Origin of the sequence: Flavobacterium commune, assembly GCF_001857965.1 — a bacterium.
Taxonomy (GTDB): domain Bacteria; phylum Bacteroidota; class Bacteroidia; order Flavobacteriales; family Flavobacteriaceae; genus Flavobacterium; species Flavobacterium commune.
In genome coordinates this window covers 3,736,125-3,750,125 of record NZ_CP017774.1, presented here as the reverse complement: position 1 = coordinate 3,750,125, position 14,001 = coordinate 3,736,125, and the positions used below count along the sequence as shown (strand labels likewise).

11 protein-coding genes and 3 tRNA genes are annotated in these 14,001 nt (G+C 34.7%); 10 read left to right on the top strand and 4 right to left on the bottom strand.

Annotation, left to right across the window (positions count from 1 at the left end; genetic code table 11):
- Positions 1-5: 5 nt before the first annotated feature.
- Positions 6-1,610 (top strand): family 43 glycosylhydrolase, encoded by a 1,605-nt coding sequence (locus BIW12_RS15670; RefSeq protein WP_071185979.1) that lies wholly within the window; start codon positions 6-8, stop codon positions 1,608-1,610.
- 230 nt (positions 1,611-1,840) lie between these two features.
- Complete coding sequence (locus BIW12_RS15665) at positions 1,841-2,695, top strand: CvfB family protein (RefSeq protein WP_071185978.1); 855 nt, start codon at positions 1,841-1,843, stop codon at positions 2,693-2,695.
- A 68-nt stretch (positions 2,696-2,763) separates the two neighbouring features.
- On the opposite strand, the gene BIW12_RS15660 is transcribed toward BIW12_RS15665, so the two are convergent.
- Both BIW12_RS15660 and BIW12_RS15655 read right to left on the bottom strand, forming a co-directional pair.
- Positions 2,764-3,525, bottom strand: a complete 762-nt coding sequence (locus BIW12_RS15660) for a C40 family peptidase (RefSeq protein ID WP_071185977.1) — start codon at positions 3,523-3,525, stop codon at positions 2,764-2,766.
- A 13-nt stretch (positions 3,526-3,538) separates the two neighbouring features.
- Positions 3,539-4,717, bottom strand: a complete 1,179-nt coding sequence (locus BIW12_RS15655; protein ID WP_071185976.1) for an acetyl-CoA C-acyltransferase — start codon at positions 4,715-4,717, stop codon at positions 3,539-3,541.
- Positions 4,718-4,964: 247 nt separating this feature from the next.
- On the opposite strand from BIW12_RS15655, the gene BIW12_RS15650 reads away from it, so the two are divergent.
- The 4 genes from BIW12_RS15650 (at position 4,965) to BIW12_RS15635 (ending at position 7,446) form a co-directional block, all read left to right on the top strand.
- Positions 4,965-5,048 (top strand) — tRNA-Ser (locus tag BIW12_RS15650).
- Between the two features lie 14 nt (positions 5,049-5,062).
- Positions 5,063-5,137: transfer RNA gene (locus BIW12_RS15645), tRNA-Pro, on the top strand.
- Positions 5,138-5,151: 14 nt separating this feature from the next.
- Positions 5,152-5,225 (top strand) — tRNA-Arg (locus tag BIW12_RS15640).
- Between the two features lie 112 nt (positions 5,226-5,337).
- Positions 5,338-7,446, top strand: coding sequence for a TonB-dependent receptor family protein (locus BIW12_RS15635; RefSeq protein WP_083382150.1), 2,109 nt, complete (start codon positions 5,338-5,340; stop codon positions 7,444-7,446).
- Between the two features lie 140 nt (positions 7,447-7,586).
- Here the strand turns inward: BIW12_RS15635 and BIW12_RS15630 are convergent, their stop codons facing one another.
- Positions 7,587-8,456 carry an AraC family transcriptional regulator gene (locus BIW12_RS15630; protein ID WP_071185975.1) on the bottom strand — a complete coding sequence of 290 codons (870 nt, stop codon included), beginning with the start codon at positions 8,454-8,456 and terminating at the stop codon, positions 7,587-7,589.
- 282 nt (positions 8,457-8,738) lie between these two features.
- Between BIW12_RS15630 and BIW12_RS15625 the strand changes: the two genes are divergently transcribed.
- The 4 genes from BIW12_RS15625 (at position 8,739) to BIW12_RS15610 (ending at position 12,684) form a co-directional block, all read left to right on the top strand.
- Complete coding sequence (locus tag BIW12_RS15625) at positions 8,739-9,503, top strand: SDR family NAD(P)-dependent oxidoreductase (protein ID WP_071185974.1); 765 nt, start codon at positions 8,739-8,741, stop codon at positions 9,501-9,503.
- Positions 9,504-9,563: 60 nt separating this feature from the next.
- Entirely contained in the window at positions 9,564-10,418 is an 855-nt protein-coding gene (locus tag BIW12_RS15620; RefSeq protein ID WP_071185973.1) for a fumarylacetoacetate hydrolase family protein, read from the top strand.
- A gap of 81 nt (positions 10,419-10,499) precedes the next feature.
- Positions 10,500-10,703: a putative quinol monooxygenase gene (locus tag BIW12_RS16460; protein ID WP_232227108.1), complete on the top strand. Its 204-nt coding sequence runs from the start codon at positions 10,500-10,502 to the stop codon at positions 10,701-10,703.
- A 433-nt stretch (positions 10,704-11,136) separates the two neighbouring features.
- Positions 11,137-12,684 (top strand): reverse transcriptase domain-containing protein, encoded by a 1,548-nt coding sequence (locus BIW12_RS15610; protein ID WP_071185972.1) that lies wholly within the window; start codon positions 11,137-11,139, stop codon positions 12,682-12,684.
- 75 nt (positions 12,685-12,759) lie between these two features.
- On the opposite strand, the gene BIW12_RS15605 is transcribed toward BIW12_RS15610, so the two are convergent.
- Positions 12,760-13,863 (bottom strand): NADH:flavin oxidoreductase, encoded by a 1,104-nt coding sequence (locus BIW12_RS15605; protein ID WP_071185971.1) that lies wholly within the window; start codon positions 13,861-13,863, stop codon positions 12,760-12,762.
- Positions 13,864-14,001: the final 138 nt, after the last annotated feature.

Below are 14,001 nucleotides of genomic sequence, written 5' to 3'. Positions count from 1 at the left end.
ATATTATGATAAAGAATAATACTATTAGGTTGAAGAACTCATTTTTATGGATTGGAATACTGTTTTTGTGTTCTACAATAAATACGTTGGCACAAAATCAAAATATTAAGAACGACGTTTTTTGGGATACCAAAGACGGTCTCCCTATTTATAGTCAGGGTGGTGGAATTTTTAAGTTTAAAGATTCTCAAACCGGGATTGAAAAATACTATTGGTATGGTGTGCATTATGAAGAAGCCGAGAAATACCGCAAAGAACCAACGGTAACCTATCCACATTGTACTTTTAAATCAGTAACTTGCTATAGTTCTACTGATTTGGTGAATTGGACTTTTGAAAGGGATGTTTTTAGTGAAGCCACAGCTTTTCCTGATGGAAAAAAAACATGGATAGGGCGTTTGGGGGTGGCTTTTGTAAAAGAAATGAATAAATATGCGCTGTTTGTTCAACATGGCAGTCAGGTTTTGGTGGCATTGGCTGATTCTCCTACAGGAGATTTTGTTTGGCATCAAAAAATAAACATGCAACCCTGGATTGGTACAACAAATACAGGGGATCAAACCGTTTTTACGGATGATGATGGAAAATCCTATTTGATTTATTCCTACGGAAAAGGACGTAATAAAATATATGTTTCTGAAATAGGTGTGAAAGACGGAAAAGTAACTATTTTAGATTGTACCAAAGTTTTTCAGGGAGAAAGCAGGGAAGGGAATTGTATGTTTAAATACAAAAATAAGTATTACATGGCCGCTTCTAATATCTATGGCTGGGACGCTTCTTTTGCCTATTATTTGGTTTCTGATCATATCCGAGGGCCTTATTTTCCAACCAATGATATGAAAATTATGGATGGCTCTGCCGAGGATTATGCTCATGTTACCCAAACCGGATTTTTTTATACGATCAAAAGAAACGATAAAGAAACAGTGGTGTATTGTGGCGACCGTTGGGCTGATTTTGCGGGAAATGGTTTAGGCTACAATCAATGGTTTCCGCTTTCTTTTGATGGAGCTAAACCTTATTTTAATTCGTTGAGTTCATGGAATCTGGATGAAAAAACAGGAGATTGGAATGTAGCTGCGGATAATAATTATGTAAAAAATGGCAGTTTTGAAGCCGATAGAAATAAAATCCCAAGCAACTTTAAACCCATTCAGGAACAATTGTTAGGTTGGAAAACCGTAGTAATTAAAGGAAATCCAATTCAGGTTAAAAGCGAAATCTCGCCACAATTGAATTATTTTAATACTGAAAATGACCGAAAAGAAGTCATTGGAGAAAAAAGTTTAAATATTACCGATACAGTCGATTTTACAAGAGAAATTTCTCAGCAAATCAGTTCGTCTCCTTATGTTTTTTTAGAGGATGGGGTGTATAATTTGACTGCTAAAGTTAAAAATAGTCGAGGTTTTGTCGAACTTAAAATGTTTGCGAATAGTGGTGGTGTCGATTATAAATTTAGCATTGAGAATGAAAATCCTTCCTGGACTAGTATTCGCATTTCAGACATTGTGGTAAAAGACGGTAAAATAACAATTGGATTTTTTGCTAACGGAACTGCTAATTCATTTTGTTTGTTTGATGATGTGACTTTGGTAAAAAAATAAAGTTAGCCACGAATTACACGAAATAACACAAATTTGGATTTCATAGATATTTCACGAATCTGTCAATGTCAGATAAAATTGGTGTAATTTTTTAATTTGTGCCAATTTACCAGAACATAGATTATCTCATGTTTTTTTGAACTTAGTGTTCTTTGCGAAAAACTTAGTGTTCTTTGTGGTTAAATTGTTGTGTAACATCGTACCTTTGCGGCTTAGAAAAAAGAATAAAAATGCTTAAAATAGGAAAATACAACAGCTTAACGATATTACGTGATACCAAAGTAGGATTGTTTTTGGGGAATCCCGAACAGGATCCGGAAGGAATTCACGACGTCCTTTTGCCAAATAAATATGTCCCTAACGAATTTGAAATAGGCGAGGAGCTTATTGTTTTTGTTTATTTGGACCACGAACAACGTCCGGTGGCTACCACATTGGAACCTTATATTTTACTGAATGAATTTGCGCTTTTGCGTGTTAATTACACCAATCAGGTGGGAGCTTTCATGGATTGGGGAATGGAAAAAGATATTCTGGTTCCGTTTAAGGAGCAAGCCCGACCAATGGAAAAGGGAAAACGCTATTTGGTTTACCTTTATATGGACGAAAAAACCAATAGATTAGTTGCTTCAAGTAAGACGAATCAATTTCTTAATAACGAAACACTTACCGTTGAGAAAGGTGAAGAAGTAGAATTGATTGTTTCTCACATTACCGAAATTGGAATTAATGTAATTATCAATGAGAAGCATAAAGGTCTTTTGTATAAAGATGAAGTTTATGACGACAGTATTCGTACAGGAGACAGAATGCGTGGTTTTATTAAAAACATTCGACCTGATAACAAAATAGATGTTTCGTTGCAAAAACAGGGTTACGAAAGTATCGAACCTAATGCTGAGAAAATCTTGGACGAACTAAGAGCAAGTCGTGGTTTTTTAAGGCTAAACGATAATTCGCATCCCGAGGATATTAAAACGGTTCTTAAGATGAGTAAGAAGACTTTTAAGAAAGCCATTGGAGCTTTGTATAAAGAAAAACTTATTGAAATAAAAGATGACGGGATCTATCTTGTAAAAGAATAAGAGAAACTGTTGCCGGAAATTACAAATGTAAAAAGCCATCTTTAAATTTAGAGATGGCTTTTGTGGTTTTAGATAATCTTTTTTATAACCCTGAGTTTATGAGTATGTTTGTTGATTTCGGCATTAAAAATACCTAAATGATCAATACGGTCAATCCTAACTTTACCACTGGCATGAATGATATAATTGTTTTCCATGATAATACCCACATGGATGATATTGCCTTCTTCGTTGTCAAAAAAAGCTAAATCACCAGGCTCGCTCTCCTCGATAAAACTTAAAGCCTCACCCTGTGTCGCCTGTTGTGAGGCGTCTCTTAAAAGTTTGTAGCCATTCAATTTGTAAACCATTTGTGTAAAACCGGAACAGTCAATTCCAAAAGGTGTTTTTCCGCCCCATAAATAAGGTGCGTTTAAATACAAATAGGCGGTGTTAATGAGATTTTTTTTGTCTTTGATTCCGTTAACTTTAGTGCCTTCAAACTCATAATTTTGAGTATTGATTTCGTTATTGTTCAAAAAAGATAAAGAAGCTCCCAACGGAATGGGTATTAAGGTATTAGAAGGGCCTGTAATGTATTCGATTAAATCCGAATTTAAGATTAAGGTTTCTTTAGATAATTGTTCGTAATTGGATTCGGAAATCTCCTGATATTGTTTAGAATCTACCCAGCCTTCGTAATCGTCATATTGTAATTTGATACGAGACCATTGTTTGTGTCTTTCTAAAATTTTAAAATGTTCGCCAAATAAGACCTGAGAAACAATTTCACTTTTGTCACTAGGTTCAAATCGAAGTGGGATAATGGCTAAATTACAGATTCCAAACATTTAATTATATTTTTTAGATTCTTTCTATAACAATTGCTGAAGCACCACCACCACCGTTGCAAATTGCGGCAGCTCCTATCTTTGCATTATTTTGCTCTAAGATGTTTAGTAAGCTTACAATGATTCGGGCACCGGAACAACCCAAAGGATGTCCTAATGCAACAGCACCTCCGTTAACGTTTACTTTTTTATTGTCTAAACCAAGGATTTTAATATTGGCTAAACCAACAACTGAAAAGGCTTCGTTAAATTCGAAAAAATCGACATCATTGATTGAAATACCGGCTTTGTCTAAGGCTTTTGGTAAGGCTTTGGCCGGGCTGGTAGTAAACCATTTTGGTTCTTGTGCAGCATCGGCATAGCTTTTTATGTAGGCTAATGGTTTTAATTTTAATTCGGCTGCTTTTTCTTCGCTCATGATTATTAAAGCAGCAGCACCGTCATTTATTGTAGAAGCATTGGCAGCGGTTACCGTTCCGTCTTTTGAGAAAACAGGACTCAAGGAAGGTATTTTATCCAATTTTACATTAGTAAATTCTTCGTCTTTATTAATGATAATTGGTTCGCCACGTCTTTGTGGAACTTCAACAGGAACTACTTCGTTATTAAATTTCCCTAATTCCCAGGCTTCTGCGGCACGTTTGTAAGATTCGATGGCAAAATTATCTTGTTCTTCACGGCTAATATTGTATTCCTTGGCACAAAGGTCGGCATAAACTCCCATGGCTTGGTTGTCGTAAGCATCCATAAGTCCGTCTTTTTGCATTCCGTCAATAAGAGTCGTTGGTCCAAATTTAGTTCCGTTTCTTAAATGAGTGTAATGCGGAATTAAGCTCATGCTTTCCATTCCTCCGGCTACAACAATTTCGGCATCGCTAGCCTGAATAGCCTGAGCAGCCATCATAACTGATTTCATTCCTGAAGCACACACTTTATTGATTGTGGTACAAGGAACATTATTGTTTAATCCGGCATAAATAGCTGCCTGACGGGCGGGTGCCTGTCCGGTGCCGGCCTGAATAACATTACCCATCAGCACTTCGTCAACCAGAGTAGGGTTTAGGTTGATTTTGTCTAAAGCTCCTTGTATTGCTATAGCGCCAAGTTTTGGGGCTGAAATAGTGGATAATGCTCCCATAAAACTTCCGATAGGGGTTCTAACGGCTGAAACGATAACAATTCTTTTGCTCATGACTGAAATGATTATTTAATATATAGTAGAAGCAAATTTACTCTTTTTTGTATAAAATTTAGATTTTCAGGAGTTGATTCTATTTTTATAAAAATAGTTTTGCTTGTATATGAATCTATATATTTGATTGTGAGAGTATTTAAAATAAAGTAAAAAAAATAATAAAAATAATCTCGAAAATAGTTGTGAGAAATGGGATGATGTGTTACATTTGCAACCGCAAAACGAGATACATTCTTTGAGCTTAGGAGAGGTGCCAGAGCGGTAATGGAGCAGATTGCTAATCTGTCGACGGGTAACCGTCGCCAGGGTTCGAGTCCCTGTCTCTCCGCTTAATTTTTGCCTCGGGGTGTAGCGTAGCCCGGTTATCGCGCCTGCTTTGGGAGCAGGAGGCCGCAGGTTCGAATCCTGCCACCCCGACAAATTGAAATAATGGTTCCATAGCTCAGCTGGATAGAGCAACGCACTTCTAATGCGTAGGTCGAAGGTTCGAATCCTTCTGGAATCACATTAAAACCCCTTGATTTCAAGGGGTTTTTTGTTTTTATATTTTTTTTTATTTCTACATTTACCACTACAAAAAGCCGCTTTTTGTCACAAATTCACGAATTTTTCACGATATGACAATAGAAATCAGACTAAACAATCAAAAAAAAGTATTTACTTGTTTAATTTGTTTGTTGGTTTTATTATCTGGTATTTCTGTTTTTGGACAAGCTAAAAAGGATACACTTTCTTTGTCTGAATTAGTATTATCAGCTGCTCCTATTCGAAAAAATATTCAGAATACAGCTGCTGCAGTTTCGATAATAACCGAAAAAGAAATCAATCAGACCGATGGGGTAATTTTGACTCCGGTTTTGAATAAAATTCCGGGAGTTTATATGCAACAAGGTGCTTTGAATACCAATAGAATTACAATTCGCGGTATCGGGGCAAGGACACAATACGGTACAAGCAGAATTAAGGCTTATTTTGAAGGGATTCCGCTTTCTGATGCTGAAGGAGAAACGGTGTTAGAGGATATTGATTTAGAAGCTTTAGGAGGAATCGAAATTATAAAAGGACCTAATTCGAGCAGTTTTGGTGCCGGTTTGGGAGGTGTTATCAGTTTGAAAGCAAAGCAAATTGATGAAGAGGTCACCTTTGGAAAATCAGGAACTACTTTTGGGAGTTTTGGGTTGATGAAACAGATTTTATCGGTTGGTTCTGCTGATTCAAATTCTTCTGTTTTTGTCAATTACAGTAATTTGCAGCAGGATGGTTATAGAGTAAATAGTGATTACAATCGAAAATCACTTAATCTGTTTGGTAAACAGCGGCTCTCCGGAAAAAGTACTCTTTCTTTCTTTGGAATTGCAACCCGATTGAAAGCATTTATTCCGAGTTCGATAAGTGAAACTGCTTTTAATAACAATCCTAAATCGGCGGCGGCTACCTGGCTTGCTGCGAAAGGATTTGAATCCTATGATAAATTGTTGGCGGGTTTGGGATTGGAATATCAGTTTTCTGAAAATTGGTCTATGGATAACAGTTTTTTTACGACTTTAAAAAACGCTTACGAAGCCCGACCTTTTGATATATTGGAAGATAAAACCAAATCGGTAGGTTTTCGATCGAAAGTAAATTATTCATCTTCTTTATTCACTTTGCCAAATGTTATCAGCCTTGGAACTGAATTTATAACGGAGAATTATAATTTCTCTCTTTTTCGAAATTTATATCAGTCTAATTCCGGAAAAGGTAGTTTGCAGGGAGAACGATTTGCTAAAATGGAACAAAACAGACGTTATTGGAATGCGTTTTTACAAATGGAAACTAAACTATCAACAAAACTCAATCTGGAATCCGGAATTGCATTCAATACAACTCATTACAATCAGGTAGCTATTTTTTCAGAAGCGGGAATCAAACAAAATTACAGCTTTGAAAGTATTTGGTCGCCTCGAATAGGATTGTCTTATAAAATAGCCAATGGTAAAAATATTTATACTTCATTGAGTAAAGGTTTTTCTATTCCTGTAGTTGCCGAAACCCTAACAACCGAAGGGCAAATTAATACTGATTTAAAACCAGAAGTGGGAGTTAATTATGAAGTAGGTTTTAAAGGGAATTTTTTAGGTCGAAAGCTTTATGCGGAATTGGTTTTTTATTCTGCACAAATTAAGAATTTATTAGTGGCGCGAAGGATTGCCGACGATCAATATGTGGGCTTTAATGCAGGTGAAAGTTCGCATCAGGGAATGGAATTCGTAGTGAATTATAAATTTGATGCGAATGCCAATATTCAGCTTAATCCGTATTTATCGGGAACCATTACTCATTTTAAATTTAAAGATTTCGTAGATAGGGACAGTGATTTTTCAGGGAAATTGTTGCCTGCTGTACCTAATGTGCAATTGAATGCGGGATTAGATTTAGTAACGGCAATGGGTTTGAGTTTTAATGCTTCTTATCGATATACGGGCAAAAGATATCTTGATGATGCCAATTCGAAAGAAACAAAAGGGTATCAATTGCTTGATGCAAAAGCCAGCTATGTTTTTTATGTTCTTAAAAAGATAAAAATGGAGATGAATGTGGGAATCCAAAATGTATTGAATGAAAATTATGCAGCCAGTGTTTTGCCTAATGCAGTAGGTTTTGGTACAGCTCCGGCGCGTTACTATTATCCGGGAAATCCGGTAAATTATTACGGAGGCTTCAATGTGGTTTATGTGTTTAACTAAAGGTTGTTTTTGAATTTATTTTAAAAAGAAATTTTCTTTTTCCCTATTCCGCCTGGGCGGATGAAAAATTTCTTGAAAATTCATCAAAATTACATCCGCCGCGGCGGAATAGGGGGAATTAATTTCGATAAATTTTAAGTTTAACGCGCTATTTTGTTTTTGTATTCTTTAGGAGTGTTTCCCGTATTTTTCTTGAATAGTTTATTGAAATTAGAAACGGTTTTGTATCCGCATTCATAGGCTATTTCCGAAACACTCATGTCAGTTTCAATAAGCTGTTTGCAGGCATTGGAAATGCGTATTTCGTTCAGATATTCAATAAAATTCTTTTTGGTTCTGGATTTGAACATTCTGCAAAAAGAAGTCGGTGTCAGATTGGCAATTTGAGCTACTTCATCCAGAGAAATCTCTTTTTTGTAATTGTCTTTTATGTATTGGTAAACATCCGAAAGACGATCTTTTTTGAAAGAATCGTTGGAAGGAGTATAAGTTTCGCTATTTATGAAGTCTAAATCAGTAGTGGTAGCGGATAGAAGAGATAAGATTTCGAACAGACCTATGATTACTTCAAAGTCCTGTTTGATGACTAATTGTTCTAATTTTTCGGCAATCAGTTTGTTTGTTTTTCCTTTAATTGAAAGCCCTTTTTTTGCTTTTTCGAAAAGGCTATTGATTTTTTGAGCTTCTTTTAATTCGTAAAAAGCCGGGCCAAAAATATCTTTGTTGAAGTAAACTACAATGGCTTTTGCCTTTAGTTTGTTGATGTTGTGATAATAAATTTCGTCATTTAGCCAAACATGAGGGATGTCGGAACCAAGGAAAACCATATCTCCGGCTTCAAAATTGTCAACAGAATTACCTATAATCCTTTTACCAAAACTTTCCTTTACATAAACCAGTTCCAGTTCCGGGTGGGAATGGAAAGGGGCCTGAAAGAAAGATTCCTCTCTGACAAGTACAGAAATAGCATTATTTAGGTAAGACGATATTTGGGTTCTCTCTAGTTTCATTAGCTTCCAAAGATAAATAATAATTAGATAAGGATAAAATCGAATTATTATTTAGGATTGTGGCACAGTACCTTTATTTTTTTATATTTAGATAAATTTAAAATCGTAATCTATTGGTATTTAAAACGATATGATGTTAGGTGTTGGTTTTGTAAATCAGTTGTTATTTCCAATAATTCAACAAATTAAGACTATTTTGTCTCTTGAAAACGAAGCATTTATTTATAAATTTGTCCTTATTAAAATAAAATATCATTTATAATAATTTAATACTACGTTAAAATGTTCTCATTAAAAGATAAAAAAGCAATCATAACAGGTGGTGGTAGCGGAATAGGAAAAGCTATTTCTGTTTTATTTGCAAAACAAGGAGCTGAAGTTCATATTATAGAATTAACTGCCGAAAGTGCCCAAGCTACCGTAGATGAAATCACTGCCGAAGGAGGTAAAGTTTTTGCTCATGCCTGTAACGTTGCCAAACATGATGAAGTAGTTGCTACTTTTGAAAAAATTGGTAACATTCATGTTTTAGTGAATAATGCCGGAATTGCCCATGTAGGTAAGGTTGATACCACTCCGGAAGCTGATTTTGACCGAATTATGGACGTAAATGTAAAAGGAGTTTATAACTGTTTGTTTGCAGCTATCCCTCAATTCCGTAAATCAGGTGGAGGATCGATTGTGAATATGGCTTCGATTGCTTCATGGGTTGGTATTTCAGATCGTTTTGCTTATTCTACAGCCAAAGGAGCTGTGATGTCTATGACTTTATCAGTTGCCAGAGATTATATCAACGAGAATATCCGTTGCAATTCGATTTCTCCTGCACGTGTGCATACTCCTTTTGTAGATGGATTTATTGCTAAAAATTATCCTGGAAATGAGGCTGAAATATTCGAAAAATTATCAAAATCACAGCCTATTGGAAGAATGGGAAAACCGGAAGAAATTGCTACTTTAGCATTGTTTTTAGCAAGTGACGAAGCCGGGTTTATCACAGGATCAGATTATCCAATTGACGGAGGATTTATCAAATTAAATAATTAAGTCTAAGCGACTTAGTTGCTAAATACCTAAAAGAAAAAAATAACAATAAAATATAGAGAAATGAAATTAATACGTTTTGGAGCAGCAGGCAGCGAAAAACCAGGAATTTTAGTTGGAGAAAAAAGATATGATGTTTCTTCAATTGTAACTGATTATAACGAATCTTTTTTTGAGAATAATGGCTTAGAAAAGTTAAAAGCAGCTATCGAAAGCGGAACTTCTTTCCCTGAAGTTTCAAATGAAGTTCGTTTGGGTTCTCCGGTTGCAAGACCTTCAAAAATTATTTGCATTGGTTTGAATTATGTGGATCACTGTCATGAAACTGGTGCACCAATTCCAACAGAGCCTATCATTTTCTTTAAATCGACTACTTCTTTGTGTGGACCAAACGATAATGTGATTATCCCTAAAGGAAGTGAAAAAACCGACTGGGAAGTTGAATTAGCTTTTGTAGTGGGTAAAAAAGCAAGTTATGTGGAAGAAGCTGAAGCTTTGGATTATGTTGCGGGATATGCTTTGTTAAACGATTATAGCGAAAGAGCTTTCCAAATTGAAATGGGAGGGCAATGGGCTAAAGGGAAAGGCTGTGATACTTTCGCACCTCTTGGACCGGTTTTAGCTACTCAGGATGAAATTGCCGATGTGAACAATCTTCCAATGTGGTTGACTGTAAACGGTAAAAAATTCCAAAACAGTAATACTTCTAACTTAGTGTTTAAAATTCCATTTTTAGTACATTATTTAAGTCAGTTTATGACTTTACTTCCTGGTGATATCATCAGTACAGGAACGCCTCCTGGAGTAGGTTTAGGTATCAAACCAGATCCTATTTATGTTAAAGCAGGTGATGTGATTGAATTAGGAATCGAAGGTTTAGGTTCTAGTAAACAAGTTGCTGTAGCTTATTCTAAATAAGATATACCGAATATATTTTTTAAATGGAGTATTGGATTTAAGATTCAACACTCCTTTTTTGATTAAGTATTTAACTCTTGGGTGATTTTTTTTGATTGTAAATTTTCGTCAGTTCGAGGTGGATTTTTAGAAAATGCGATAGTTTTTTCAGAAAATGTTTTTATTATTTGGGAAGAGTGGAAAGATCAGGCAGGGCTTGATATACACAACAGTCAACAATACTTAATTGATTTTATTGCCGATACCAAAACTTTATTGGCTTCTCCTATTCAGGTTTTTAATTAGTATTGCAAAAGAGAATGGTATTTAGTGTTTTTTAGAAGCAAACTATGTGAATAAATGTTTTGCAAAAAGTAAGTTAACGACTATTTTTTTTCTATTTTTGCTTAGCATTGGTAGACGGAGCCGATTAACACGTTTTATAAATTATTGCGTTTAGTTTAAGAATTAAACGGAGATTTGATACCAATAAAGCAAATAATTTGAAATATAATTACTGCCATCTTTGGAAGGGGACTCCTCGAGAGCCAACCCTCAATCATTTCTAGTGCTGTTTCTGCCATCTCATTCATTAAGTTGTTTAGATACAAAGATACAAACTTTATACCTGACGTAAGAGGAAGCGGTGTTAGCAATAGCATCGAACAGGCATGTGTTTTTCCATTAAGTTAGGCTTGCTTCCCAGTAGCCGTTTACCTTTGCTTTTTTTAATTGTCTTATGGTAAAAAAAGATTGGTTTAGATTAAAACGCTATCCTCATATTGGATTGCCATTAAAATTAAGGCATAGACCTTGGATTGAAAATTATATTTTTGATAAAAAAAATATCGCAAAACATAGTTTTTATCCTTTTATCCATAGAAAAATTTCTGTTAGGAAGTTTAGAAAAGTAAAAAATGCTGATGGAACAAAGTCTATAAAAAGAGAATCTAGTTATAAAGACAGAGAGGTTTTTTATGCTAATCATTTAGATTCTATGATCTATGGATATTACTCAGATATTATTACAAAAAAGTATGAGAAAAAATTAATTGAACACGGCATAAAAGATTGTGTTTCTGCATATAGAAGTGTTCCATTAAAAGCCAACGAAAAATCTCGAAACAAATGTAATATAGATTTTGCAAATGATATCTTTAAGTATATAGAAGAAAATAAAAACCGTGACCTCATTGCAATTACATTTGACATTACTTCATTTTTTGATAATCTTAACCACAAAAGATTAAAAGAAACTTGGATTGAAATTCTAGATGAAAAGATTTTACCAGATGATCATTATGCCATTTTTAAGAATCTAACAAAATTTTCATATATAGAACAGGAGGATATTTTTGAAGAATTTAAAGATCAAATAATTGTTGATAAAAAAGGGAAAAACACTAAGATTTCTATTCCTAATATTGAATTGTTAAAAGAGAAAAATGCAATTGCTTTCTGCAGTTTAAAAGATTTTAATTCAAGAATTCGAGCTAAAAATCTCATAAAGAAAAACCGTTTTAAAACAAAAAATGATTTCCTAACAGGAAATTTTAGAATTAAAGGAATACCTCAAGGCTCACCAATTAGTTCGACACTTGCTAATATTTATCTTTTACATTTTGATAAATTGATTAATGAGAAGATAACTGAAATAGATGGAATGTATCGAAGGTATAGTGATGATATGATTGTAGTTGCAGACGAGAAAAATATGGACATGATTTATAATCTTTTGATTGATGAAATTCAAAATTTTGATTTAGAAATTCAGCCCAGTAAAAGCCAGTCATTTATATTTAAGTATTTTAATGAAAAATTTGGTTGTAAAGAGATTGATTTAGATACTGGTGAAATTAAAGACAATACAAAATTTGAATATCTTGGATTTTCGTTTGATGGTGAAAAAGTCTATTTAAAATCATCTGGTTTGGCCAAATATTATAGAAAGATGAAACGTTCTATAAAAAGAGGGGGATATTATGCTAAGTTTGGTAAAAATAAGGTTCCTCAACTTTTTAAAAATAGACTTTATAAACGTTATACTATAATGGGTGCACATCGAAGAAAAATAATTAAAAAAGCTCCACATTTACCTAATACGTTTTATAGAACAAATACGTACGATTGGGGAAATTTTTTAACATATGCTAAACTTGCGGCAAATGTTTTTGAAAACAATGGTATAAATTCTCAGATAGGGAAGCATTGGGACAAGTTTCATAATTTGATAAAAGATAAAGAAGTTGAAATTGAAAATCATTACGCAAATAAGATCAGAAAATAAAATAAGAATGAAAAACAAAACCCCTAAACAGTTTAACCGTTTAGGGGGGTGTCAATAAATAAGCAGAATATAAAATTATAATACCAATTCGCTCAGAGCTTCTTTGCTAAATCCTACCAATTCCTCTGTTTTTCCAGCTTTTATTTTGGCAACCCAATTTGGGTCAGATAATAAAGGTCTTCCAACGGCAACCAAATCAAAATCGCCTCTGTCGAAACGTCTTGTTAGTTCGTCTAAAGAGGCTGGTTGTGAACTTTCGCCTGCAAAAGCACCAAAGAAATCACTGGAAAGCCCAACAGAACCCACGGTAATTGTTGGAGATCCAGTTAGTTTTTTAGCCCATCCTGCAAAATTTAAATCTGAATTTTCAAATTCAGCTTCCCAAAAACGACGTTGTGAACAATGCAAAATATCCACTCCGGCATCCACAAGAGGTGTAATCCAAGAGTCCAATTCCTGAGGTGTTTTCGCCAGTTTATAATTGTAATCAGATGGTTTGAATTGAGAGAAACGCATGATAACCGCAAAATCATTTCCTACCTGTCTTCTAATTTCTTTCACCACTTCAATTGCAAAACGGCTGCGTTCTTTTATTGTTTTTCCACCATAAATATCAGTACGTAAATTGGTTTCAGGGCTAAAGAATTGGTCAATCAAATAACCGTGCGCACCGTGAATTTCGATAGTGTCAAAACCCAATCTTTTAGCATCGGCAGCAGCTTTTCCAAAAGCAAGAATGGTATTTTCAATGTCTTTTTCAGACATCGTAGTTCCGTTACTGAAACCGGGACGGTTCAATCCGGACGGTCCTTCAAACGGTACTGGCGGAACCCAACCCGAATGATGATTGTCCATAATGCCCATGTGCCAGATTTGTGGTCCCATTTGGCCTCCGGCGGTGTGAACTTCATTAATCACTTTTTGCCATCCTTTTAATGCCTGATCGCCATAAAAGTGAGGAACATTTCCATCATTGGATGACGATGGTCTGTCGATAACTGTTCCTTCAGATAATATTAAACCTACTTCGCCTTCGGCTCTTTTTTGATAGTAAGAAGCCACTTCATCAGTTGGAATTCCGTTTGGAGAAAAGGAACGCGTCATAGGTGCCATTACGATTCTGTTTTTAAGATTTAATGTCTTAAAATTAAAGGGGGTAAATAAATTAGTTGTACTCATACTATTTTATAATTTTAGATTTTATTAAACTGTTTGTATTTAACTATATATCAAATGTTGTTGTTTTCAGATTATCCCGTCCTTAGCTTCCGCAGTCGAGTGTCAAATGTTTGAAGAATGCGTAAAAAGAAAATCTGT